The following is a 23,238-nucleotide window of genomic DNA, read 5'->3' on the forward strand; positions in this document are numbered from 1 at the left end:
TCGTACCCACCGCCGTCGCGCCCGACGGGGTGCAAGGAAGGGCACCTTCCAACGCAAAGCGATAGGAAGGTGCCCTTCCTTGCCCCGTCAGCGGAGGCCGGCGGCGGCCAGCAGGTTGCCCTCGGCGATCGACGGCACGGCGCGACCCCGGGTCACCCGCTCGGCGGCGAACGACCCGGCGGTGGCGATCGCGGCCGCGTAGGCGGCGGCCGTACGCTGCGCGATGGCCGACCAGCCGTAGCGCTCGTGCACCATGACGCGGGCCCGGCGGGCGAGCTGACGGGCCCGCTCCCGGTCCGACAGCAGCGCGTCGATCGCGTCGGTCAGCCCGTCCGGGTCGTGCGGCCGGAAGGTCATCCCGGTCACCCCGGGCTCGACGATCTCGGCGAGCCCGCCGGTCGCGGCGACGGCCAGGGGCGCGCCGGCGGCGGCACCCTCCAGCGCCACCATGCCGAACGGCTCGTAGATGCTCGGCACGGCGAAGCAGTCCGACGCGGCCATCACGGCGGGCAGGTCGGTGCCGCCGAGGAAGCCCGGCAGGCTGACCGTGCCGCCGAGACCCAGGCGGTGCACCTCGGCCTCCAACTCGCCGCGGTACGGCCCGTCGCCGACGATGACGGCGCGCAGCCCGGGGTGCCGCTCGCGCAGCCGGGGCAGCCCGGCGATCAGGTGCTGCACGCCCTTCTCGTAGACCAGCCGGCCGGCGAAGGTGACCAGCGGCCCGTCCCCGGCGAAGCGGGCGCGGGCCTGCGCCACCGCGGCGGCCGGGACGCGCCAGCGGTGCGGCTCCACGCCGTTGGGCACCACGTCGACCCGGCCCGTCGGCACGCCGAACAGCCCCGTCACCTCGTCACGCATGTAACCGGAGCAGACGATCACCCGGCCCGATTCGCCGGCCAGCCAGTGTTCGACGCCGTGGATGGTGCGGTTCATCTCCTCGGGCAGCCAGCCCTGGTGTCGGCCGGCTTCGGTGGCGTGGATGGTGCTGACGAGGGGGATGTCGAGGTGTTCGCGCAGGGTCATGGCGGTGTGGGCGACGAGCCAGTCGTGGGCGTGGATGACGTCGTAGGTGCCGGCTTCGGTGGCGCGTAGTGCGGCGCGGGTGAGGGTGTGGTTGAAGGCCATGGTCCAGGCGAGCAGGGAGGAGGTGGCCAGGGGGAAGGTGACGGGGTCTTCGGCGGCGCGGACGATGCGGACGCCGTCGGCGTACTCCTCGAGGGGTGCGCCGTCGGTGTGGCGGGTGACGACGGTGACTTCGTGGCCGGCGGCGGCGAGGGCGACGGAGAGGGCGTGCACGTGCCGGCCGAGGCCGCCGACGAGGACCGGCGGGTACTCCCAGGAGAGCATGAGGATGCGGCGGGTCTGCGGGGGCGTGCCCGTCGTTCCGGACTGCGCCGGGACCTGGGGCCGGGAGGTGAGGGTGGGCCGGTGGACCCGGCCCGGGGTGCTGGTGGGCTGCTCGTCGACCCGCAGGGTCGTCACAATCGATCTCCGTCCGTGCATGGTGGGACGCGCCGGCAGCGGTGGCGGCGGAACGGTGCTGAGGGATGGCCGAATGGCCGGGCAGGGGCGCGCGGGCGCGCCCCTGGGAACAAGCAAAGGGCATCCCGACCGATCCCGCATCTCGAAAGGGGCCAAGGTGACGGAGGACACCTGAAAGTGCCGGTTCGTGTCAGTCGGGTGGATTCCGGTCGTCGGCCGGCCGGGTGAGAAGACGGCGGGACCTGCGGCGACCGCCCCGAGGACGGGAATGGCCGCCGACCCTCTTGTGCGGGGTCGGCGGCCGTTCGTCGGGCGGCACCGCTCAGTGGGCGTGGTCCTCCTCGTGGGCGGTCTCCGGCAGGTTGCCGAGCACCTTGTCGATCACGTGGATCCGGGCGCCGCCGGCCCGGAAGTCGGCGCAGATCGTCTCGGCCCGGTCGGCCAGCCGGACGCCCGACCCGGCCGTGGCGACGGCGAGGGTGGTACCCGCCAGGGTGGTGACGGTGCCGGCGGACGCCAGGTCGGCGACCGGGCGAGCCCCGGCGACCAGGTGCTCCCTCAGCAGCCCGCGCAGCGTCGCGGTGTCCTTGAGCAGCAGTTGGTCCAGGTTGGCGGTGGAGAACCTGGCCCGGAAGGCGTCGTCGGTGGGGGCGAGGATGGTGAGCCCGCCCGCGACGGACAGCTCCTCGGTCATTCCGGTGGCCCGCACCGCCGCCTCGAACGTGGTGAGCACGGGAATCCAGGTCAGGGCCTGGGCGGGGGACCGGTCCACCAGCGAGCCCGGACTACCCGGCTCGGTCCCCGAGGGCAGCGCGTCGCACAGCGGTCCCGTGACCGCGACCGGTGTGCCGTCGCCGGTGCGGTCGGCCGCGGCGGGGGACTCCTGCGAGCCGGTGCATCCGGTCACCGCGACCAGGAGGGCCAGGGCCGCCCCGGCCGCCGCCCGCCGACGGCGGGCGGCCCGGGGCGGGGGGCCGGGGATGAGGGTCTGGGACACGGTCTCTCCACTCCAGTACCGGTACGGCAGGTGCCGGCAGGTCGGCGGTGGGCCGACCTGCCGGCACCTCGGCGGGGGACTCAGCAGGTCACAGCTGGACGCACTGGCCGAACTTCGGACCATTCACGGAGTTGGCGACCTCCAGGTTCGTCGGTGCCGGGGAGTTGCCGGTGCAGTCCAGCGGGCCGTTGACGGTGTTGCCCGCCACCAGCGGGGCCACGGTCTTGCCGTTGACCACGCCGACCGGGCCGGTCAGCGTGTTGCCGACCACCACGACCGGGCCCTGGGTGCCGGTGGCGCGCACCGGGCCGTTGACCTTGCTGTCGGTCACGACGAACCCGGCGGCGCCGGTGGCGTCGACGGGACCGTTGATCGAGCTGCCGTTGACGATCAGCACGGCGCCGGGCTGAACCCGGATCGGACCCCGGACGGTGGCCCCGTCCAGGCAGGCGACGCCGGAGACGACCAGCGGGCCGTTGCGGGTACCGGTCAGGGTGGGGGCGACCCGCTCGCCGGCGACCAGGCCCTCCACGGCCTGCTCGTCGAGCAGCAGCGGGATCAGGCCCCGCTGCGGCTGGGACAGCGGAACCAGGTAGCTGTCGCCGACCTTGATCACCTTCCAGCCGTGGGCGGCGAGCCGCTGGGCCACGGTGGTGCGCTGGCCGGTCGGGCCGTCGGTGCGCTCGCCGTGGTACTGCTCCTCGGTCAGCCGGTACGCGCACGGCGCCTGCTCGAGGATCCGCTCCGGGGTGGGGGCGTCCGCGGGCGGCGGGGCCTCACCCGGGTGCGGGGCGGGGTACGCCTCGATCTTGCGGGAGCCCCGGAACACGATGCGTCCCTCGTTGGCGGACTGCGACAGGATCCCCTCGGCACGGGCCTTGGTGATGCCCTTGACGCTGGCGCCGTGGTACGTGAGGAACTGGTTGAACGTCCACAGCGCGGAGTAGGTCTTGCGCCGGCGGTTGTTCGCGGTGTTGGACTCGTCGGGCCGGGTCGGGCCACCGGAGCTGCGCAGCTCCAGCAGGGAGTTGACCACGTTCTTCAGGCCGAGGGTGTTGCGCAGGATGGTCTCCTCGCTCAGCCCCACGTTGGCCCCGGTGGTGCACCCGTACGGACAGGCCCACCAGCCGTCCCGGGCGCCCTCGGTGTACATGTGGCCCTCGATCATCTTCTGCGACTCGTCGAAGATGCCCTGCGCCACGTTCTGGTGCCGCGGCGGCAGCATCGGCAGGTCACCGGTGTTGGTGTTGCCGTACTCGTGGCCGTCGTAACCGGCGATCGGCCGGTAGTCGCGCACCATCTCGGCGAGGGCGCGGGTCTCCGGCTGGCGGATCAGCGAGTGGTCCCGGTTGAGGTCCTGGCCGGTGGAGTTGCCCCGGGAGTTGGCCGCCCGCCCGTCGCCGTTGAGCGTCGGCACGATGAGCATGGTGGTCTTCGACAGCAGGTCGAGGGTCTTGGCGTCCTTGGTGAAGGCGAGCTGCCGGGCCATGATCAGGCAGGCCTCGCGGTCACCGGGCTCGTTGCCGTGCACGTTGCAGTTGACCATCAGCGGGTTGGTCGCGGCCACCGCCTCCGGCGTCGCCGCCGGCCGGGGGTAGCCGATGACCAGCATGTTGATCGGCCGGTTCAGGACGGTACGGCCGATCTCGACGACGCGGACCCGGTCGCTGGCCCCGTCGAGCGCGGCGGTGTACGCGTACTCGTTGACGTCGCTGGTGTACTGCGCGCCCAGCGTCTCCTCCCACTGGGTGCGCAGGTTCTCACCCGGGGTGCCCGGGTCGCCCCAGTGGCCGCGGGTGGTGCCGCTGACCGGCGCCGAGTAGGGCTGGACCTCGGTGCCGAAGCGGGCCCGTACCCGCCACTGGAAGCCGTTGCCGGGGGCGAAGCCGGCGTCGGCGAAGGTCGGCTCGTCGTTGTTGACCTGCCGGTTCGGGCGCCACACACCGGCGATGACCGGCGTGCCGGGCGTGCCGTCCGTGGCGAGCGGGGTCCGCTCGATCTGGTAGTCGGTGGCCCCTTCCACCCGGGTCCACGCCAGCGTGGCGTACCCGTCACCCTGCACGACCGTGAGGCCCTGCACCTGGTTCGGCTCCGCCTGCTGCAGGGCCGCGCTCGGCTGCCCCTGCGCCTGCGCGGGCACCGCCGTCGCCACGAGGGCGGCGGCGAGCAGCGCGGAGAACACACCGGCCGTTGTCCGTCTGTATCTCAAAAGGATCTCCAAACAGGAGGGATGGCTGGGTGCGCCCAGCACACCCGTACTCGGCCCACCGGTGGCGGGCAGCCTGCGATTCTTGAGGATCACCTGAGATTCCCGACGCGGTAACCGGGACGCGGGTCGCGGTTCAGGTCACCAAGGGTCCTCACCCGGTACGCAACCGGTAGCCGACGCCGCGCACCGTCTCGACCAGGCCGGCGTCGTCGAGCTTGCCCCGCAGGGCCGCGACGTGCACGTCGAGGTTGTGTCGGGTGCCCCAGGTGGTCTGCCAGACGTCCAGCTGCAAGCGGTCCCGGGGCACCACCGTGCCGGCCTGCCGGGCGAGCGCCACCAGCAGGTCGAACTCCTTGCGGGCGAGGTTGACCTCCCGGTCGCCCACCCAGACCTGCCGGGCGTGCACGTCGATGCGCAGCCTGCCGGCCCGCAGCTCGCCCGTGCTGCGGGTGCCCCGGGTGCTGCGGGCGGTGCGGCGCATCACCGCCTCGATGCGGGCCTGCAACTCCACCATCGAGAACGGCTTGACGACATAGTCGTCGGCGCCGGCCCGCAGGCCGGCCACCCGGTCGTACTCCTCGGCGCGGGCGCTGACCGCGATGATCGCGACGTCCTCGTCGACCTGCCGCAGCCGCCGGCAGACCTCCAGGCCGTCCCGGTCGGGCAGGTTGAGGTCCAGCAGGACGAGGTCGACGGCGTCGGCCCGGATCGCCTCGGCGGCCGTCAGCGCCGACACCACCTCGTGTCCCCGACGGCGCAGCGCCTTGGCGAGGGCAGACGCCACGCGTAGGTCGTCTTCGACCAGGAGCACCCGCACGCACACCCCCCCGGACCTCGTCCCCCGCCGGATCCTGCGAGTCTGTCCGATGATCATCGACTTGACCAGTGCGGACGCAAGATGGTGACCGCAAGCATGATCCGTTCCGGACCGACTGCGGGGCCACGGTGACCGGGGGCGTCGAAACGTTCACCCGCTATCAGCCGGGTGCATTACGGTCATCCTCCGATCGGGTGGATTGGCGGCGGAGCGCGTGGGGCAATACCCGCACGCGCGCCACCCGGCCCCGTCGTGTGGTGCGCTCATGGTGCGGTGCGCGCTCATGATCTTGCGCAAAGGGAGCGACATGCAGGTCTGGCCGGGTGAGCGGTACCCCCTGGGGGCCACCTACGACGGGATGGGCACCAACTTCGCCATCTTCTCCGAGGTGGCCGAGCGGGTCGAGCTGTGCCTGTTCGACGAGTGGGACACCGGGGCCGAGCGGCGGATCGAGCTGCGCGAGGTCGACGCGTACGTCTGGCACGCGTACATCCCCGGCATCGAGCCGGGGCAGCGCTACGGCTACCGCGTGCACGGCCAGTACGATCCGGCGAACGGGCTGCGCTGCAACCCGGCCAAGCTGCTGCTCGACCCGTACGCCAAGGCGATCGACGGCGACGTGCGGTGGGACCCGGCCGTCTACGACTACGAGCACGGCGACCCGGAGCGGATGAACACCACCGACTCGGCGCCGTTCATGCCGAAGTCGGTGGTGGTGAACCCGTACTTCGACTGGGGCAACGACTCCCCGCCCCGCATCCCGTACCACCACTCGGTGATCTACGAGGCGCACGTGCGCGGCCTGACGATGCGCCACCCGGACATCCCCGACGAGCTGCGCGGCACGTACGCCGGCCTGGCCTCCCCGCCGATGATCGAGCACCTGACGAAGCTCGGCGTGACCGCCGTCGAGCTGATGCCGGTGCACCAGTTCGTGCACGACCACCGGCTGGCCGACCTGGGGCTGCGCAACTACTGGGGCTACAACACCATCGGCTTCTTCGCCCCGCACCACGGCTACTCGGCGCTCGGGCACCTCGGCCAGCAGGTGCAGGAGTTCCGGGGCATGGTCAAGGCGCTGCACGCCGCCGGCATCGAGGTCATCCTCGACGTGGTCTACAACCACACCGCCGAGGGCAACCACCTCGGCCCGACGCTGAGCTTCAAGGGCGTCGACAACCCCAGCTACTACCGGCTCAGCGAGGAGGACCGCCGCTACTACGTCGACTACACCGGCACCGGCAACAGCCTCAACGTACGCAGCCCGCACTCGCTCCAGCTGATCATGGACTCGCTGCGGTACTGGGTGACCGAGATGCACGTCGACGGGTTCCGCTTCGACCTCGCGGCCACCCTCGCCCGCGAGTTCTACGAGGTGGACCGCCTCTCCACCTTCTTCGAGGTGGTGCAGCAGGACCCGGTGGTCAGCCAGGTCAAGCTCATCGCCGAGCCGTGGGACGTCGGGCCGGGCGGCTACCAGGTCGGCAACTTCCCGCCGGTGTGGACCGAGTGGAACGGCAAGTACCGCGACACCGTGCGCGACTTCTGGCGCGGCGAGCCGGCCACCCTCGCCGAGTTCGCCTCCCGCATCTCCGGCTCCGCCGACCTCTACCAGGACGACGGGCGCCGCCCGTTCCACAGCATCAACTTCGTCACCTGCCACGACGGGTTCACGCTGCGTGACCTGGTGTCGTACAACGACAAACACAACGAGGCCAACGGCGAGGAGAACCGCGACGGGGAGGGCCACAACCGGTCCTGGAACTGCGGCGTCGAGGGCGACACCGACGACGAGACGGTACGCGCCCTGCGGGCCCGTCAGCGGCGCAACTTCCTGGCCACCCTGGTGCTCTCCCAGGGCGTGCCGATGATCGGCCACGGCGACGAGCTGGGCCGCACCCAGCGCGGCAACAACAACGCCTACTGCCAGGACAGCGAGCTGGCCTGGGTCGACTGGGACGCCGCCGACGCCGACCTGCTGGAGTTCACCCGCAAGCTGGTCGACTTCCGCCGCCGCCACCAGGTGTTCCGCCGGCGGCGCTTCTTCACCGGCCTGCCGGTGCGTTCCCGGCTCGTCGACGAGCCCCTGCCGGACCTGGCCTGGTACACCCCCGACGGGCGGGAGATGACCGGCGAGGACTGGGGCAACGACTTCGGCCGCTCGGTGGCGCTCTTCGTCAACGGCGAGGGCATCCGCGAACGCGGCCAGTACGGCCAGCGCCACCTGGACGCCTCCTTCCTGCTCTGCTTCAACGCCCACGACGCCCCGCTGGACTTCACCGTGCCCGGCCCCGAGTTCGGGCCGCGCTGGGAGGTGGTGATCAGCACGGCGGAACCGGAACCGGAGAAGACCACGGTCGTCGAGGCGGGCGGCACCCTCTGCGTGCCCGACCGGTGCGTGGTGGTGCTGGAGAGGAAGGCCTGACATGTCGAGCACCCCTCGACCCGACGCGCCCCGGGTGGGCACCACCTACCGGGTGCAGGTCCGCCCCGGCTTCGACCTGGACGCCACCGCCGAGCTGGCCGACTACCTGGCCGGCCTCGGCGTCACGCACCTCTACAGCGCGCCCCTGCTCACCGCCACCCCCGGCTCCGCGCACGGCTACGACGTGGTCGACCACCGTGCCGTCAACCCCGAACTGGGCGGCGAGGCGGCCCGGCAGCGGCTGCTGCGGGCACTGCGCGCCGCCGGGCTCGGGATGGTCGTCGACATCGTGCCCAACCACGCCGGCGTGGCCGTGCCCGCCGCGAACCCCGCCTGGTGGGACGTGCTGCGCCGGGGCCGCGACTCGGCGTACGCCGGTTGGTTCGACGTCGACTGGGACCGGGGCCGGCTCCTGCTGCCGATGCTCGCCGACACCCCGGACGCCCTCGACGACCTCAAGCTCGCCGACGGGGAACTGCGCTACCACGAGCACCGCTTCCCGATTGCCGACGACACGGGAGACGGCAGCCCCCGCGAGGTGCACGACCGGCAGCACTACGAGCTGGTCTCCTGGCGGCGCGGCGACACCGAGCTGACGTACCGCCGGTTCTTCGCCGTCTCGGACCTGGCCGGGCTGCGGGTGGAGGACCCGGAGGTCTTCGCCGCCACCCACGAGCTGGTGCTGCGGTGGGCGGCGGCCGGCGAGGTCGACGGCATCCGCGTCGACCACCCGGACGGGCTGCGCGACCCCTCGGCCTACCTGGCCCGGCTGCGCGCCGCCGCGCCCGACGCGTGGCTGGTGGTGGAGAAGATCCTGGAGTACGGCGAGGAGCTGCCGGACTGGCCGGTGGAGGGCACCACCGGCTACGACGCCCTCGCCGCCGTCTGCGGGCTCTTCGTCGACCCCGACGCGGAGGGCGACTTCACCGCCCTGGACACCCACCTCGTCGGCCGGCACACCTCCTGGCAGGACCTCACCCACGACACCAAGCTCGCCGCGGCCACCCGCCTGCTGTCGGCCGAGCTGACCCGCCTCGCCGCGCTCGCCGATGACGTCGAGCACGACGCCGCCCGCGCGGCGCTGGCCGAGCTGGCCGCCGCGTTCCCGGTCTACCGGGGCTACCCGCCGCACGGCGCCCGGCACCTGGCCGCCGCCCGCGCCGAGGCCGGCCGCCGCCGCCCCGACCTGACCGCCGTGCTGGACGCGCTCACGCGCCGGCTGCGCGACCCCGACGACGAGCTGGCGAAGCGCTTCCCGCAGCTCACCGGCGCGGTCATGGCCAAGGGCGTGGAGGACACCGCCTTCTACCGGTGGAGCCGCTTCGTCGCGCTCAACGAGGTCGGCGGCAGCCCCGCGCACTTCGGCGTGCCGCCGGCCGAGTTCCACCGCTTCGCCGCCGCCCGGCAGGTGCGCTGGCCGGCGAGCATGACCACCCTCTCCACCCACGACACCAAGCGCTCCGAGGACGTCCGGGCCCGCCTCGCCGTGCTCAGCGAGCTGCCGGGGCGGTGGGCCGACCTGGTCGCCCGGTGGACGGCCCGCGCGCCGCTGCCCGACCCGGCCTTCGCGCACCTGCTGTGGCAGACCGCCGTCGGCGCCTGGCCGATCGAGCGGGAGCGGCTGCACGCGTACGTCGAGAAGGCCGCCCGGGAGGCGTCGGCGTCGACGAGCTGGGCCGACCCCGACCCGGTCTTCGAGCGGGCCATGCACGACGTGGTCGACGCGATGTACGACGACGCGCAGCTGCACGCCGAACTGACCGCCTTCGCCGCCGAGATCGCGCCCGTCGGCTGGTCCAACTCGCTCGGGCAGAAGCTCGTGCAGCTCGCCATGCCCGGGGTGCCCGACACCTACCAGGGCACCGAGCTGTGGGACAACTCGCTGGTCGACCCCGACAACCGCCGCCCGGTCGACTTCGCCGTACGCCGGGAGCTGCTGGCCCGCCTCGACGCCGGCCCGCCCCCGCCGGTGGACGCCGGCGGCGCGGCGAAGCTGCTCGTGGTGTCGCGGACCCTGCGGCTGCGCCGCGACCGCCCGGAGCTGTTCACCGGCTACCGGCCGGTGCCGGCCCACGGGCGCGCCGGGCGGCATGCGCTCGCCTTCGACCGGGGCGGCGCGGTCGCGGTCGCCACCCGCCTGCCGCTCGGGCTGGCACGCGCCGGCGGCTGGGGCGACACGACTCTGTCACTTCCCGTTCACGAGGTGACCGACCTGTTCACGGGCCGGTCCTACAGTGGCGGGCAGACCCCGCTGGCCGACCTGCTGGCCACCTACCCCGTCGCGCTGCTGGCTCCCACCACCGAGTCCGTGGAGGCTTCATGACCGAGTTCACGGTGTGGGCGCCGCAGGCCGCCCGCGTCCGGCTGCGCCTGCCGGGCGTCGCCGACCACGAGATGCGCTCCGGCCCGGACGGCTGGTGGCGGGTCGAGGTGCCCGCCGCCGGCCCCGGCACCGACTACGCCTTCCTGCTCGACGACGACGAGCGGGCGCTGCCCGACCCCCGCTCGCCCTGGCAGCCGGAGGGCGTGCACGGGCCGAGCCGGCGCTACGACCACGCGGCGTTCGAGTGGACCGACCAGGCCTGGACCGGCCGGCAGCTGCCCGGCGCCGTCCTCTACGAGCTGCACGTCGGCACCTTCACCCCCGAGGGCACCTTCGACGCCGCCATCGGCCGCCTCGACCACCTCGTCGACCTCGGCGTCGACATGATCGAGCTGCTGCCCGTCAACGCCTTCAACGGCGAGCACAACTGGGGCTACGACGGGGTCTGCTGGTATGCCCCGCACCAGCCCTACGGCGGGCCGGACGGCCTGAAACGGCTGGTCGACGCCGCCCACGCCAAGGGCCTGGGGGTGATTCTCGACGTCGTCTACAACCATTTCGGGCCCTCCGGGGCCTACGCGCCGATGTTCGCGCCGTACCTCACCGAGCAGAGCAACACCTGGGGCCGCACCGTCAACCTCGACGGACCGCACTCCGACGGCGTGCGCCGCTACATCGTCGACAGCATCCTGATGTGGCTGCGCGACTACCACGTCGACGGCCTGCGGCTCGACGCCGTGCACGCCATGCCCGACTCCCGCGCCACACCCTGGCTCGAGGAGGTGGCGATCGAGGTCGAGGCCCTCGCCACCCACCTCGGCCGGCCGCTGTCGCTGATCGCCGAGTCCGACCTCAACGACCCCCGGCTGATCACGCCCCGGGAGGCCGGCGGCTTCGGCCTGCACGCCCAGTGGAACGACGACGCCCACCACGCCCTGCACACCCTGCTCACCGGCGAGCGGCAGGGCTACTACGGCGACTTCGGTTCGCTGGAATGCCTCACCGACGTGCTCACCGGCGGGTTCTTCCACGCCGGCACCTGGTCCAGCTTCCGCAACCGCCAGCACGGCCGGCCGGTGGACCGGCAGCGCACCCCCGGCCACCGGTTCGTCGCGTACCTGCAGAACCACGACCAGATCGGCAACCGGGCCACCGGCGACCGGATCTCCGCCACCCTCTCCCCGGGGCTGCTGCGCGTCGGCGCGACGCTGCTGTTCACCGCCCCGTTCACCCCGATGCTGTTCATGGGGGAGGAGTGGGCCGCCAGCACCCCGTGGCAGTTCTTCACCAGCCACCCCGAGCCGGAGCTGGCGACCGCCGTCGCCACCGGACGCAAGCGGGAGTTCGCCGCGCACGGCTGGCCGGAGGGCGACGTGCCGGACCCGCAGGACCCGCAGACCTTCGTCCGCTCCCGGCTCGACTGGGCCGAGCTGGACAAACGCGAACACCGCGAGATGTACGAGTTCCACAAGCGGCTCATCGCGCTGCGCAAGAGCCGCCCCGACCTGTCCGACCCGAGGCTGCACGCCGTGGACGTACGCCCCGGCGACCAGTTCCTGGTGATGCGCCGGGGCGGGACCCTCGTGGCGGCGAACCTGGCCGCCAAGCCGCAGCGGATCACGCTGCCGGGGGTGGCGCGCCGGGTGCTGCTCGCGACGGGGGAGGGGGTCACGGTGATGCGTGACCGCATCGAGCTGCCGGCGGAGACGGCGGCGATCGTGGCGCTCTGAGCGGCGCCCATCGTCGCTTTGCCGCCGGCAGCACGGTGGCGGCTGCCGGCGGCGACCGGCCGTCGGCGGTCAGCCGGCGTCCAGCACCTCGCGCAGCCTGGCCGCGAACTCGGCGGGCTTGCCGGCGTAGCCGAACTCGCCGTCGAGGAAGCCGCCGTGGTGGCTCGGGAACACCACGGCCTCCTGGCCGAGCAGCGCCGCGGTGGCGACGGCCGTACGCGCCGTGTAGGTCCCTTCCGTCTCCTCGCCGACCGCGATCACGATCCGGGTCGGCGCCGCCGTGAGCGCCGCCGCGTCGGGCCGGTAGTCGGTGACCGTCCCGGAGGCCTTCGACAGCAGCGGGTCGTCGCGGGAGCCGTCGTCCTCGGTCGGCAGGCCGAACGCCGCCGGGTCGGGCGCGGGCTGGGCGAAGTAGGCGTCGGTGAACTCGCCCTGCCAGGAGACCAACGCCATGAAGGCGGCCATGCCCGCGCCCATGCCCTTCGCCTGGTACGCCTCGTGGACGGCGGCCTGGGCGCGCTCGGCCGCGGCGGCGTCGGGCAGCACGGTGGTGATCGGCGGCTCGTGCGCCACCAGCGTCGCCACGTCGCCGGGGTGGACCGAGACCAGCTCCAGCGCGGTCACCGCCCCGCCGCTGCTGGCGAACACGTCGACCGGAGCTGCGCCGAGCGCCTCGATCAGCAGGTGCAGGTCGGCTGCCTGCTGCTGCGGCGTGTGGTCCGACCGCCCGTCGCTGCGGACGCTGCGGCCCAGGCCGCGCGGGTCGTAGGTGACGACCGTCCGGTCGGTGAAGTGGGTCGCGAGCGCGTTGAAGCCCTCCGCCGCCATCGGTTGACCGATCATGAGCAGCGTGCGGTGCCCGCCGGAGGCCGACAGTGGACTGCGCACGTCGTAGACCAGGTCGACGCCGGGCGCGGCGAGGGTGTGGGTCTCCATCGTCGTCATGACGGCGAGCGTACGACCGACGGGTGACAGATCCGGTGCTACGCGCGGGAAGCGGCACCCACCCGCCCCGGGTTTCGGCACCGGCGTCAGGATCTGCGGTATGGAGTTCTTCTGCTACCACCGCGACCGGCGCGACTCCCTGGCTCTGCGCGAGGAGCTGCGCGAGGAGCACTGGTCCTACATGGACCGGTACGCGGAGCGGATGATCGCCCGTGGGCCGACGTTCGCCGCCGACGGGAAGACGCCGACCGGCAGCGTGCACATCGTCGACCTGCCCGATCCCGCCGCCGCCCGGGCGTTCGCCTTCGACGAGCCCAACTACCAGGCCGGCGCGTACCGGGACGTGCTGCTGCGCCGGTGGCACAACACGCTGGGGCGCACCATGTGGGACTTCCCCGGCGGCCGGACGGGCGGTGACCGGTACCTGGTGCTCGGCCTCGGGGCGGGGGAGGCCGCCGACCTGGACGTGAGCGCGGACCGGGACGACCTGATCGCGTACGGGCCGCTGCTGTCGGACGACGGTGTCAGGTGGCTCGGCACGGCGGCGCTGGTCCGTGCGGAGGACCCGGACGAGGCCCGTGCTGTGCTGACCCCGGACCGGTACGCCGAGATCGAGGTCCACGCGTGGGCGTTCGGCGGACGACCGTGACTCCATTGGCCCTCTCAGTTGGGCCGTCCAGGGTCGTGCCGAGGTTCGCTTGTGCCGTGAACGCCCTACCGGGCTGACGTCGCCGTTCTGCCGCGAGCGAACCTGCTTGTCTTGTTGCGGCGCGCTGCGGAGGATCGGTGGATGGATCTCCTCGCCGCGGAACGGCAACTCCAAGCCGCCCAGCGCGCCGCCGACGTCGAGTCCCTCGACGCGCTACTGCACCCGCAGGTCGTGGGTGCCGGACCGGACGGCACGGTCTTCACGAAGGAAGACGACTTGGAGGGCTACCGCTCCGGTGCACTGCGAATCACCAGCCTGGTGGAGGAGTCGCTCGACGTTCAGGAAGACGGTCAGACTGGGGTGACTCGCATGGTCGCTGCGGTGGATGCCGTTCAGGGCGGTGCCGCCATGTCCGCGCGGTTGCGCTACACCCGACTCTGGGTGCGTGAGGGCGGCAGCTGGCGGGTGTTGGCCGCCACCTTCGTCCCGGTCTAGGGGACGTCTCGTAACTGGGTGAAGGCGTTGCCCGGCATCGGACCGGTGGTCAGCCGGCGAGGATGATGTCGGCTTAGGCTGCGCTGCCCGGGGGCTTGGGCGACCGCCGACACGCGTGCGCCTGGTTGCCTGCTGTGCGACCCCACGCCCATCCATTGGCCGTTTTCGCCCTGACCTTGCAGGTCAGGGCGATACGCCCCGGCCCACCTGCGCAACGGTGACACCTACACCCGCCTCGCCGCCGGATCCGCCGTCGGGGTCACCACCGCATGGCACTACGCACAGGAAGCGATCGTCAACAAGAAGTGATCCTTGCCTCTTCATTGGTCAGTCTCTATCGTTGTCGGAAAGCGCTTTCCCGTCCCCGTGCTCATGCCTGAAAGGTGAACTCAGATGAGACGCAAAGTCGCCACGCGGTGGCTGGCCGGTGGTGCCACTGCGGTCGCAGGTGCCGTCGTCGCCCTGGCGCTGCAGGTTCCCAACGCCTCGGCCGCCACGAACCTGAGCCTCGGCGCCAGCGCTGACGGATCCAGCAAGGCCAGTGGTACCAGCTATGGCAACGTCATCGACGGCAACCCCAGCACCTACTGGTCGCCGAGCGGCTCGACCGGCACGGTCTCGGTCAAGTGGGGCAGCGCCACGACGGTGTCCTCGGCCGCCATCGTGCAGGCCTCGGGCGGCGGCTCGATCAGCGGCTGGCAGCTCAAGAACCACGACACGGGCTCCGTCCTGGCCAGCGGCAGCAGCGCCCCAGGCACCATCAACTTCTCCTCGACGTCGCTGAAGAAGATCTCCTTCGTCATCACCAGCGCGTCCGGCACCCCACGGATAGCCGAGTTCGAGACGTACTCCAGCGGCGGGTCGACCCCGACCACCAGTCCGACCAGTGGCCCCACCAGCAGTCCGACGGCCAGCCCGACCAGCAACCCAGGCACGCCGACTGGTGCGTGGCCGTCGTCGGCCGGCTCGGTGAGCATCTCGGGCACGGTCAACGTCTCCGGCACCTTCGACGGCGGGATGAAGACGTACTGCTGCATCGGTGACGGTGGACAGGGCGAGTCGCAGGACCCGATGTTCAAGATCGCCAATGGTGGCACGCTGCAGAACGTCATCCTCGGTTCGCCCGCCGGTGACGGCGTGCACTGCGAGGGCACCTGCACCCTCCGCAACGTGTGGTGGAACGACATTGGTGAGGACGCCGCCACCTTCAAGCAGACCAACGGCGGTACCTCCTACGTCATCGGTGGCGGCGCGCGCAACGGCAGCGACAAGACCTTCCAGCACAACGGCAACGGCACGGTCAGCATCTCCGGCTTCTACCTCAAGGGGTCCGGCAAGCTGTACCGGGGCTGTGGCAACTGCTCCACCTCGCACACCCGTCACGTGCGTATCGACAACGTCCTCGTCGACGACATCGACATGCTCGCCGGCATCAACAGCAACTGGAACGACACCGCGACGATCACTCGCGTGGTCGTAATCGGCTCGGCCACCATCTGCGGCAAGTACAAGGGTGTGCCCAAGGGCAGCGAACCCAGCTACCTCGGTGAGGGCTGGAACGACGCCAACTGCAAGGTCAACAGAAGTGACGTCACCTTCCGGTAGTCACTAGACACGTATGTTCGCGAAGGGGCACCCGCCGCCAGGCGGGCGCCCCTTCGGTGTCCGTCGTGCGGGGGCGAGTTCACTGAACCCGTGCTCCACTTCGGCGGCATTCTGATGTCTTCGAAGCCATAGATTCTCCCTGTCAAGGGAGGGCACGGCCTTCGGGCTGGGCGAGAATCGCAACTCTACGGTCCACACTCCGCGTGGCGTCGATGCGCTCGAGGGCGTGAACGGCCTGGGCCAGGTGCGCGGGGTTGATGGCTTCGAGAGCCTGTTGAAGGAGCTGCCGGCGCGCGGCGTGGACGCTTTCGAGGGCACGGATGCCTACAGGCGTGATCGTGATGAGGAAGGCTCGGATCCGGTTTCTGTTTGGTTGACACAGAAACTTTCTGGATGGATCGTGGCATCGACGCCGATAAGTTTGGTCCTGGGTTGAGCCGAGCTTCGGTCTCTCCCCGAGCACCATCCCGGAAGGACACTCATGCGCAGGTCCGCCTACCGAGTCGCCTCAGGTCTCGCCGCCGCCCTGCTCACCATGCTGACCGCGACGCTGTCGGCGTCACCGGCCGCTGCTGGCGAGCCGTTTCAGAGCCCCGACGCGGGCCTGGTCTTCTACTCGAGCTACCCGACCGAGGTGGTCGGCAGGCAGGCCACGCCTGACGGCGTCTGCCGTCAGGTCCCGGCCGACGCGACCTGGCTGCTGGCCTGGAGCGGTGGCTTCCAGAGCGTCCCCGGCTACCGGACCCCCGACTGCAGCGGTCAGGCCTCTGAGCTCAACAACTTCCACAGTTGGCCGAAGGGCTATTACCTCACCTACAAGGCCAGTTGACCAGTGCTTCCCTGTGGTCGTTCGCGGCCGGCCACCGGGAAGGCGGCGACCCGCGTTGCGAAGGGCCGCGTTTCCGAACGCGGCAGCGACGGCCGCATCCTGTTTGTTCCGCACGACCTCTCGACGGTGACTGCTTGCCGTCCATGGACAGAACCACCGTTACCGCAGACCAGAACGGATCACCTGCTGGAGTGCCAGTTCTTGGTTGACGCCGATTGGCGTGTGGGGCGCCGCCGGCAGACGACGACCCCACACATTGCCTACCGTTGTCGTCGGACGGTTCGCTTCAGTAGATTCGGCCGCTAGAAAGGTTGATGCAGTTGGTGTTGTTGTTCACGAGGCACTCCTGCCCTGTGATCCTCGTGACGTTTCCGGCGAAATTGAACTCTTTGGTGACGGTCTTGCCGGCCCCGCTGGAGTTCCCCACGCCCTCGGTCCGCGTGCCGCCGTCGTTGTAACTGGCAGTAAGGCTTACGACGGCCGCGTAGCCGTCGGATTTGGTGTCCTTGACCTTCACCTCCACGTACAGGCGCCCGCCGGACCACCACCAGGTGCCGTACGCCCAGGCGCCGGCGACGTCACCGGGAGTGCCGGTCAGGTCCCAGCCGGTTGCCGCCTGGGCGGGTGCCGGGGCAATAGCCACCGCACCGAACGTCGTGACTGTCGCTGCGGTCAGGGCGGCGACGAACCGGCGCATCCTCTGCTGCACGCCGCGCAGGGCGTGCGGGCGCAGGAGCCGGTGCTGCTGGTGCAGGCGTACCGGATCACCTCGGCGGTGCTCGTGAAGCTCGGCGAGGCCGACCTGGGGTGGCTGGCCGCCGACCGGGCGGTGGCCGTGGCCGGTGGCGATGCGGTGCTGGCGGTGGCGGCGACGGTGGCGGTCGGTCAGGCGCTGCGTGCGCTGGGCCGGGACCGGCTGGCGCTGGTGGCGACGCTGGCCGCCGCGCGTCGCGTCGCGCCCGCGTCGGAGCCGGTGCACGGGACCCTGCTGATCCAGGCCGCGCTGGCCGCCGCCGGCTGCGGCGACACCGGCCGCAGCGAGGAGCTGGTCGAGCGGGCCGCCCGGGTGGCGGCGCGGGTCGCCGGTGACGACCTGTACCGGACCGGCTTCGGGCCGGACGCCGTTGAGGCGGCCCGGGTGGTCGCGGCCCTCGAGCGGGGGGACGCCGGGGAGGCGGTGCGCCGGCACGAGCAGGCGGTACGGCAGGAGGCGTGGCGGCGGCTGCCGGCCGAGTACCGGGCCGCCTACCTCGTGGACGCCGCGCGGGCGTACCTCCAGGTCGGCGACCTGTGCGGCGCGGGCCGGGTCCTGGTCCACGCGGATGCCGTCGCGCCCGCCGAGGTCCGGTGCCGGCCGTTGGCGCGTACGGTCGTCGCCGAGGTCGCCCGGGCCCACCCGGCGCCGGCCGGCGTGGCGCGCCTGGCGACGCTGGTCGGCCTGACCCGCTGACCGGACCACCAGACGGGCGTTCGGCGGGTGGCCAATGCTCCCGTCACCGTTGGCGGCGGTCGTCAGCCGTTGGTGAAGAGCTCGCGGAGCTTGACGAGGCTGGCACCGTCGCCGACGACCACCAGCGAATCACCGGACTGGATGGTGAAGTCGGTGTCCGGCGAGGGGATCACGTGATCGCCCCGGACCACCGCGACGATCGACGCGCCGGTGCGGGTCCGCGCCCGCGTCTCACCGAGCCGGCGCCCGACGAACGGCGACCGGGCGGGAACCGGCATGCGTACGGTCTCGACGCCTTCCAACGGCGGCGTCAGCTCCGTCAGGTGGTCCATGACCAGGGGCAGACCGAGCAGTTCCGCGATCGTCCGCGGCTCCGTGCCCTCCAGCGTCAACGTGTGCCTGACCCGTTCGGGGTCGCTGGGGTCGTAGAGCACGATGTCGCGTCGGCCGTCGAAGTGCACGATCACGGCGCCTCGCTGGCCCGCCGCGGTGGTGAAGCCGTACGACTCTCCCACGCCGAACAGCCGGGTCCTCTCCAGGTCCACGTTTTCACCTTCCGAGGATGAGGCGTCGCGGTCGAACACCTTGCCGCCCAGACTAGTACTCCGGCCGGCATCATGAGGATGGCGCGGTGGAGGCCTGCCGGGCGTGGTAGCTGTGCAGGGTCTGGCTCCGGTGACGGCGACGGCCAGGACGTCCGGGCCGGGGCCGTCAGGTGTTGACCGGGCGGCGGGCGATCAGACGATCTCGAAGCCGACGTCGGTGAGCAACGACTTCCAGTCGGCGTACTCCAGGCCGCAGAACTGTTCCTGGGTCTCCGACAGCCAGTTGTCGGTGTAGTCCTTGCGGGTGAGGAAGTCCATCGCCGCGCCGAGGGTCAGCTCGACCACGCCGTCCGCCCCGTCCACCGGGCGGTACGCGAACGGGAACCGGTAGTCGACCGCGAACTGGTCCAGCCGGGCCCGGGTCGACAGCGCGTCGACGTACGCCGTCACCTCACCGGGCGGCCCGGCCGCCAGGTCGGTACGCGGCGCTGGCGGGTTGACGCCGTCCGTCGTGGCCAGGCGCAGGTGCACCGTGCGGTCCCGGCCGTCCGGCCCGCACACGTCGCTGTTGATCCACACCCCGCCGGGCACGGTGTGGTCGTAGAGGGCCTGCACGAACCGGCGCAGCGAGGCCATCCGCTCGCCGTACGACCAGATCTCGTGGGTCAGCGCGAAGGTCATCGTGGTGTCCACCGAGCGCGGCGCGAACACCGCCCCGCCGAGCACGTTGCGCCGGTAGAAGAAGACGTTCGGGTTGGCGAAGACGCCCTGCGCCTTCTTGTGGACGCACTCCTCGAACAGGTGCCGGGCCACCTCGACGTTCCGGATCGGCTATCGACAGCCTGGTGACGGCCTGGAACAGGCATTCGGCGAACCGTGACGAGAACGCCGGCTCCCTACAAAATCGATGGTGCCAGGTCGCTCTTTGGGGTTTGGATGCACCGTGAGCATCATCTTGAGCACCCCGAGCGTTGATGAGTTGTCACCAGCGGTGGACGCGCTCAAGGGGTGGCAGTACGACGGGGGACCGCTGCATCTGCATTCCGGCGATCTCGGGTGGCACTCGTTAGGTGGTGCCGAGGCTACGGCGGCTGCCATCCGGATGTGGTCGCGCGACGGGGAGGTTCTCGCGATCGGGCTGCTGGACGGCCCCGAACTGGTGCGCATGGCCGTCGCTCCCGACTGGCGTGATGACGAGGCACTGGCCCGTCGGCTCGCCGCTGATCTGGACGAACCAGGGCGTGTCCTGGCTCCCCACGGTGCGACCGTCGAAGCCCGAGGTGCGGGGCTTTTCACCCAGTTGCTGCTGAAGCGGGGTTGGGAGCGGGATGAGCCGTGGACAACGTTCCACCGCGGTCTCTCGGACCCGGTACAGGACTGCGGTCTGCGCATCGAGACGATCGAGCCCGATCGCGCCGAGGTGTGGGTCGCCGTCCACTGGTCCGCGTTCCGCGGGTCGCCCTTCACCGATGCCGACCGGCGCCGTACGGTCGGAGGTTGGCTCGCGATGGCCGGTGGCCCGTTCTACGCTGACGCACGCTGCCTCGCCGCATTTGATCAGAATGACGACGCCGTGGCGGTGGCGGCTGTGTGGTCAGCCGGCCCGGGGCGGCCTGGACTGCTGGAACCGATGGGCGTGCACCGCAGTCACCGAGGCCATGGTTACGGCACTGCGATCACGCTTGCCGCCGCTGCGGCGCTTCGCGACATGGGTTCGTCCAGCGCGAGTGTGTGCGTGGAGAGTTCCAACGTCGGCGCCGTAGCTACCTACGCCTCGGCCGGCTTCACGCCGTCAGACGAGGTGGCCGATCTGCGCCGCGGTTCCCGGTGAACACCGGGCGAAGGTCGATACCCCTCGTGCAGATAGTCGTAGCCAGCGGGCCGCACTGATCTTGGTTCCAGTCTAGTACTCCAACGTCACCTGTGCGGGCTGGGCCAATGATCGGACCAGGCGCTCGCCGTCGGGCCACGCGCCGAACCCGGTCTTGGAGTCCAGGTGCCCGACTGCGCCCGCGTCGAACAGTTCCGAGCCCCAGTCTCGCGCGTACGCTTCGAATTGCTCGAGCGTGGTAATTGGGTCGTTGTGACTGGCGACCAGGATCGAGCGAAAGGGCAGTGGCTCGCGTGGCACGTGGTCGATGACGACATCGACGGTCTCGTGAGGGTCGGGAGTCCAGTCCGGATCCAGGTACGGTGGCGTGACCAGCAGGGCGGCACGGACGGGACCGACATGCTGGCTGGCCCAGACGGCGACGGTCAGGCATCCCGCACTGTGCGCCACGAGGATCGCCGGCTCATCGTCGGCGCTTATGGCAGCGTGCAGCGCGGCGACCCGTTCGGCGGCGACGTACGGTGGCCCGGGCGGTTCGGGCGCCCACTGGTACTTCGGGTAGTCCCTGACCCAACTGCGCGACCAGTGGTCGGGGAATGGAACGCCTCGACCGGGCACGACAAGGTAACGCGTCATGCTGGGGAGGGTAGCGCGACGATCCCCCGGACTCTTGCGGTGCCAAATGTCGTGGTTGAGTCGAGGGCTTTGCCGAATCGGGTGCGGTCAGCGTCTTCGAGTCTCCCAGATCGGCCGCTGAGGCTCGTCGTTGTGCACGACGATGTCGGCGTGATCGGTCGGGCGGACGGTAGCGAAGTACAGCTGCTGGGAGGGGATGTAACGCTCGCGCCAGCGCCGTTCGATTTCAGCCCGGGACGACGTCCGGCGCTCTCGGATCACGGCACGGTCCACGGTCTTCTCAAGCGCGGTTGACACGAAGATGCGCAGGTCCCACCTGTCGATCAGCTCCGGACGCATGAGGAAGACGCCGTCGAAGACCAGCACGGCGTCGGCGGTGGCAGTGGCGGCCGGCGGGGACAGCACACTATCCGCGGTACGGTCGTAGACCGCGTGTCGAAAGCGTCGATCCCCGCCCGGGCCGAGCGGATCGAGCAGAACCCGGTTCAGCGCGTCGTAGTCGTGGGTGTCGAAGTAGCAGCCTTCGGCCGAGAATTCGCCGCGCGGATAGCGCTGTGCCCGGGGAAAGAGGAAATCGTCGATCGTCGCGCGGATGACGTCGCGGCCCTGGTCGCGCAGGATGACGGCGAGCTCGTCGGCGAGGGTGGTCTTGCCTGCGGCGGGCGGTCCGTCGACGGCAACCCGCGTCGGGTGCGCGACGGTGATGGACCCGACTGCCTCAGCCAGGCGGCCGAGCACCTCGTTGCGGGTGCCTTGGTCCATGTGCTGTCCCGTCCTGTCCTCGCGAAGGTTGCCGGGTCGAGCCGACCTTATGCGCGTCAGCCCCTCCGTGCCGGCCCCTCCCCGGGTGAGCGAGATTGCCGCGTGCACGGGTGGCTGCGGTCGCGGCGCGAATGGGCAGCCGGACGCGTCCGGGCAACGTCTCAACTGCCGCGGTCCGCAATTCCCACCTGTCGACAGCGGTGAGCGTCCTCAAATTGAGAGTGCGAATTCGCGGCGATGGGATTTGCGAGTCAATTTTGACGCTTCTGTTCGGGGTGGGGGTGCTTTGTTTGCCCGCCGGCTGTGGTCCTTTTCGGACGCCAGAAAGTCAATGTCAATTACCTGTCATTCGATCACGTTGTGATCAAAGCAATTTGATCGATAGGTTTCGCTGGTCCGAGTTGGAGTACCCGAAAAAGGGGGCAACTGTTGAGATCAACCCTGCGCTGGTCCGCATCGGCCAGCCTGGCACTTGCGCTGGTCGTGACCGCTCCGGCGGTCGCCCAGGCGAAGCCGACCACGGTCGAGAGGAACGGCAACACCACCGCCGTCGCCCGCACCAGTGACGGTCGTGCGATCACCAACGAGAAGATCGCCGAGGAGGTCGCCAGGTTCTGGACGCCGGAGCGCATGGCGAACGCCGTCGACCTCGACATCGCGAAGTCGGCGAAGGCCACCGAATCCACGAGCCGGGCGCCGAAGCCCGACGGACCGGCGGGCTCGGTCGCGCCGGTGCGACCGAGCGCCGCCAGCGGCGCCGACGTCGGCATCCAGCTCAACGAGTCGGCGGTCGTCGGCAAGGTCTACTTCACCACCCCCAACGGTGGCGGCGCCTCGTGCTCGGCGAGCGCGGTCGCCAGCGGCAAGGCGCGACTGGTCATGACCGCCGGGCACTGCGTGCACCAGGGCGCCGGCGGGCAGTGGTACAGCAACTGGCAGTTCGTGCCGCGCTACCGCGACGGCGCGCGGCCGTTCGGCACGTTCGTGGCGTACCAGCTCGCGGCCCGCACCGCGTGGATCAACAGCAGCAGCTACGACGAGGACATGGCCATCGCCATCATGCACAACGGCGGTAACTGGGGCCTGAAGGTCGTCGAGACGGTCGGCGGCCACGGCATGCGCTGGAACTGGGGTTACAACATCTCCCTGATGACCGCGCTGGGCTATCCGTCCAACCTCGGCGGCGGCGAGAGCCAGTACTTCTGCCAGAGCGGCACCTGGCACGCCGGCGCCCAGCAGATCCGGATGTGGTGCAACATGACCTACGGCTCCAGCGGCGGTCCCTGGCTGCAGGAATACAACGACCAGAATGGTCTCGGATTCATCAACAGCGTCGTGAGCCACGGCGACAACCCGGGCAACGGACAGTTCGACGGCCCGTACTTCGACAACGACATCAAGAGCCTCTACGACTTCGTGGAGGGTCTCTCCCCGGCGTAAGGGCACGTGATCGGCAGAGCCCCGGCCATGCGGCCGGGGCTCTGCGCGCGGTGTTCCGTCATCGGCGG

General features: G+C 71.0%; 21 protein-coding genes and 1 pseudogene. 12 read left to right on the plus strand and 10 right to left on the minus strand.

Annotation, left to right across the window (positions count from 1 at the left end; all coding sequences use genetic code 11):
• Positions 1-87: 87 nt before the first annotated feature.
• The 4 genes from OG989_RS20525 to OG989_RS20540 all read right to left on the minus strand — a co-directional run bounded on the left by OG989_RS20525 (position 88) and on the right by OG989_RS20540 (position 5,505).
• Positions 88-1,482 (minus strand): glycosyltransferase family 4 protein, encoded by a 1,395-nt coding sequence (locus tag OG989_RS20525; RefSeq protein ID WP_327028108.1) that lies wholly within the window; start codon positions 1,480-1,482, stop codon positions 88-90.
• Between the two features lie 322 nt (positions 1,483-1,804).
• A complete protein-coding gene (locus OG989_RS20530) occupies positions 1,805-2,479 on the minus strand; it encodes a fasciclin domain-containing protein (protein WP_327028109.1) in 675 nt (224 codons plus the stop codon).
• A gap of 88 nt (positions 2,480-2,567) precedes the next feature.
• Positions 2,568-4,661: a M14 family metallocarboxypeptidase gene (locus tag OG989_RS20535; RefSeq protein WP_327028110.1), complete on the minus strand. Its 2,094-nt coding sequence runs from the start codon at positions 4,659-4,661 to the stop codon at positions 2,568-2,570.
• A 178-nt stretch (positions 4,662-4,839) separates the two neighbouring features.
• Entirely contained in the window at positions 4,840-5,505 is a 666-nt protein-coding gene (locus OG989_RS20540) for a response regulator transcription factor (protein WP_327028111.1), read from the minus strand.
• Between the two features lie 307 nt (positions 5,506-5,812).
• Between OG989_RS20540 and glgX the strand changes: the two genes are divergently transcribed.
• From glgX to treZ, 3 genes are read left to right on the plus strand one after another with little or no spacing between them, the layout of a single operon-like run.
• Positions 5,813-7,930 carry a glycogen debranching protein GlgX gene (glgX, locus tag OG989_RS20545; RefSeq protein ID WP_327031212.1) on the plus strand — a complete coding sequence of 706 codons (2,118 nt, stop codon included), beginning with the start codon at positions 5,813-5,815 and terminating at the stop codon, positions 7,928-7,930.
• Position 7,931: 1 nt separating this feature from the next.
• Positions 7,932-10,253, plus strand: a complete 2,322-nt coding sequence (treY, locus tag OG989_RS20550; RefSeq protein ID WP_327028112.1) for a malto-oligosyltrehalose synthase — start codon at positions 7,932-7,934, stop codon at positions 10,251-10,253.
• Positions 10,250-11,983 carry a malto-oligosyltrehalose trehalohydrolase gene (treZ, locus tag OG989_RS20555; protein ID WP_327028113.1) on the plus strand — a complete coding sequence of 578 codons (1,734 nt, stop codon included), beginning with the start codon at positions 10,250-10,252 and terminating at the stop codon, positions 11,981-11,983. The genes treY and treZ overlap by 4 nt, the downstream gene beginning before the upstream one ends.
• 69 nt (positions 11,984-12,052) lie before the next feature.
• Here treZ and OG989_RS20560 read toward each other — a convergent pair whose 3' ends face one another.
• The gene (locus OG989_RS20560; RefSeq protein ID WP_327028114.1) at positions 12,053-12,928 is read right to left on the minus strand and encodes an alpha/beta fold hydrolase; all 876 of its coding nucleotides are present in this window, start codon (positions 12,926-12,928) and stop codon (positions 12,053-12,055) included.
• Between the two features lie 100 nt (positions 12,929-13,028).
• Between OG989_RS20560 and OG989_RS20565 the strand changes: the two genes are divergently transcribed.
• From OG989_RS20565 to OG989_RS20590, 6 genes and pseudogenes are all read left to right on the plus strand, one after another.
• The gene (locus OG989_RS20565) at positions 13,029-13,577 is read left to right on the plus strand and encodes a YciI family protein (protein ID WP_327028115.1); all 549 of its coding nucleotides are present in this window, start codon (positions 13,029-13,031) and stop codon (positions 13,575-13,577) included.
• A 141-nt stretch (positions 13,578-13,718) separates the two neighbouring features.
• Positions 13,719-14,072, plus strand: coding sequence for a nuclear transport factor 2 family protein (locus tag OG989_RS20570; RefSeq protein ID WP_327028116.1), 354 nt, complete (start codon positions 13,719-13,721; stop codon positions 14,070-14,072).
• A 198-nt stretch (positions 14,073-14,270) separates the two neighbouring features.
• Positions 14,271-14,366, plus strand: a pseudogene (locus OG989_RS20575) (IS5/IS1182 family transposase); the annotation flags it as partial.
• Positions 14,367-14,465: 99 nt separating this feature from the next.
• A complete protein-coding gene (locus OG989_RS20580; protein WP_327028117.1) occupies positions 14,466-15,677 on the plus strand; it encodes a pectate lyase in 1,212 nt (403 codons plus the stop codon).
• A 226-nt stretch (positions 15,678-15,903) separates the two neighbouring features.
• Positions 15,904-16,113, plus strand: coding sequence for a hypothetical protein (locus OG989_RS20585; RefSeq protein WP_327028118.1), 210 nt, complete (start codon positions 15,904-15,906; stop codon positions 16,111-16,113).
• Positions 16,114-16,158: 45 nt separating this feature from the next.
• Complete coding sequence (locus OG989_RS20590; RefSeq protein WP_327028119.1) at positions 16,159-16,506, plus strand: hypothetical protein; 348 nt, start codon at positions 16,159-16,161, stop codon at positions 16,504-16,506.
• Between the two features lie 286 nt (positions 16,507-16,792).
• On the opposite strand, the gene OG989_RS20595 is transcribed toward OG989_RS20590, so the two are convergent.
• Positions 16,793-17,215, minus strand: a complete 423-nt coding sequence (locus OG989_RS20595) for a hypothetical protein (protein WP_327028120.1) — start codon at positions 17,213-17,215, stop codon at positions 16,793-16,795.
• Between the two features lie 12 nt (positions 17,216-17,227).
• Here OG989_RS20595 and OG989_RS20600 point away from each other — a divergent pair, with 12 nt between their 5' ends.
• Positions 17,228-17,956, plus strand: a complete 729-nt coding sequence (locus OG989_RS20600) for a hypothetical protein (RefSeq protein ID WP_327028121.1) — start codon at positions 17,228-17,230, stop codon at positions 17,954-17,956.
• Between the two features lie 62 nt (positions 17,957-18,018).
• Here OG989_RS20600 and OG989_RS20605 read toward each other — a convergent pair whose 3' ends face one another.
• Positions 18,019-18,501: a cation:proton antiporter regulatory subunit gene (locus OG989_RS20605; RefSeq protein WP_151453887.1), complete on the minus strand. Its 483-nt coding sequence runs from the start codon at positions 18,499-18,501 to the stop codon at positions 18,019-18,021.
• A gap of 192 nt (positions 18,502-18,693) precedes the next feature.
• A complete protein-coding gene (locus tag OG989_RS20610) occupies positions 18,694-19,314 on the minus strand; it encodes a hypothetical protein (RefSeq protein ID WP_327028123.1) in 621 nt (206 codons plus the stop codon).
• Positions 19,315-19,444: 130 nt separating this feature from the next.
• On the opposite strand from OG989_RS20610, the gene OG989_RS20615 reads away from it, so the two are divergent.
• Positions 19,445-20,332 (plus strand): GNAT family N-acetyltransferase, encoded by an 888-nt coding sequence (locus OG989_RS20615; RefSeq protein WP_327028124.1) that lies wholly within the window; start codon positions 19,445-19,447, stop codon positions 20,330-20,332.
• 72 nt (positions 20,333-20,404) lie between these two features.
• Here OG989_RS20615 and OG989_RS20620 read toward each other — a convergent pair whose 3' ends face one another.
• Positions 20,405-20,968, minus strand: a complete 564-nt coding sequence (locus OG989_RS20620; protein ID WP_327028125.1) for an RBBP9/YdeN family alpha/beta hydrolase — start codon at positions 20,966-20,968, stop codon at positions 20,405-20,407.
• A gap of 87 nt (positions 20,969-21,055) precedes the next feature.
• Positions 21,056-21,730 carry a uridylate kinase gene (locus OG989_RS20625; RefSeq protein ID WP_151453884.1) on the minus strand — a complete coding sequence of 225 codons (675 nt, stop codon included), beginning with the start codon at positions 21,728-21,730 and terminating at the stop codon, positions 21,056-21,058.
• Between the two features lie 426 nt (positions 21,731-22,156).
• Here OG989_RS20625 and OG989_RS20630 point away from each other — a divergent pair, with 426 nt between their 5' ends.
• Entirely contained in the window at positions 22,157-23,170 is a 1,014-nt protein-coding gene (locus OG989_RS20630; RefSeq protein WP_370518926.1) for a trypsin-like serine peptidase, read from the plus strand.
• Positions 23,171-23,238 lie beyond the last annotated feature (68 nt).

This window comes from Micromonospora sp. NBC_01740 (assembly GCF_035920365.1).
Lineage (GTDB): Bacteria > Actinomycetota > Actinomycetes > Mycobacteriales > Micromonosporaceae > Micromonospora > Micromonospora reichwaldensis.

Bases quoted from the DNA above. Each gene is read 5' to 3' on its own strand.
- glgX (WP_327031212.1), top strand. From the start codon at position 5,813: ATGCAGGTCTGGCCGGGTGAGCGGTACCCCCTGGGGGCCACCTACGAC.
- treY (WP_327028112.1), top strand. From the start codon at position 7,932: ATGTCGAGCACCCCTCGACCCGACGCGCCCCGGGTGGGCACCACCTAC.
- treZ (WP_327028113.1), top strand. From the start codon at position 10,250: ATGACCGAGTTCACGGTGTGGGCGCCGCAGGCCGCCCGCGTCCGGCTG.
- OG989_RS20560 (WP_327028114.1), bottom strand. From the start codon at position 12,928: ATGACGACGATGGAGACCCACACCCTCGCCGCGCCCGGCGTCGACCTG.
- OG989_RS20565 (WP_327028115.1), top strand. From the start codon at position 13,029: ATGGAGTTCTTCTGCTACCACCGCGACCGGCGCGACTCCCTGGCTCTG.
- OG989_RS20570 (WP_327028116.1), top strand. From the start codon at position 13,719: ATGGATCTCCTCGCCGCGGAACGGCAACTCCAAGCCGCCCAGCGCGCC.
- OG989_RS20580 (WP_327028117.1), top strand. From the start codon at position 14,466: ATGAGACGCAAAGTCGCCACGCGGTGGCTGGCCGGTGGTGCCACTGCG.
- OG989_RS20590 (WP_327028119.1), top strand. From the start codon at position 16,159: ATGCGCAGGTCCGCCTACCGAGTCGCCTCAGGTCTCGCCGCCGCCCTG.
- OG989_RS20620 (WP_327028125.1), bottom strand. From the start codon at position 20,968: ATGACGCGTTACCTTGTCGTGCCCGGTCGAGGCGTTCCATTCCCCGAC.
- OG989_RS20625 (WP_151453884.1), bottom strand. From the start codon at position 21,730: ATGGACCAAGGCACCCGCAACGAGGTGCTCGGCCGCCTGGCTGAGGCA.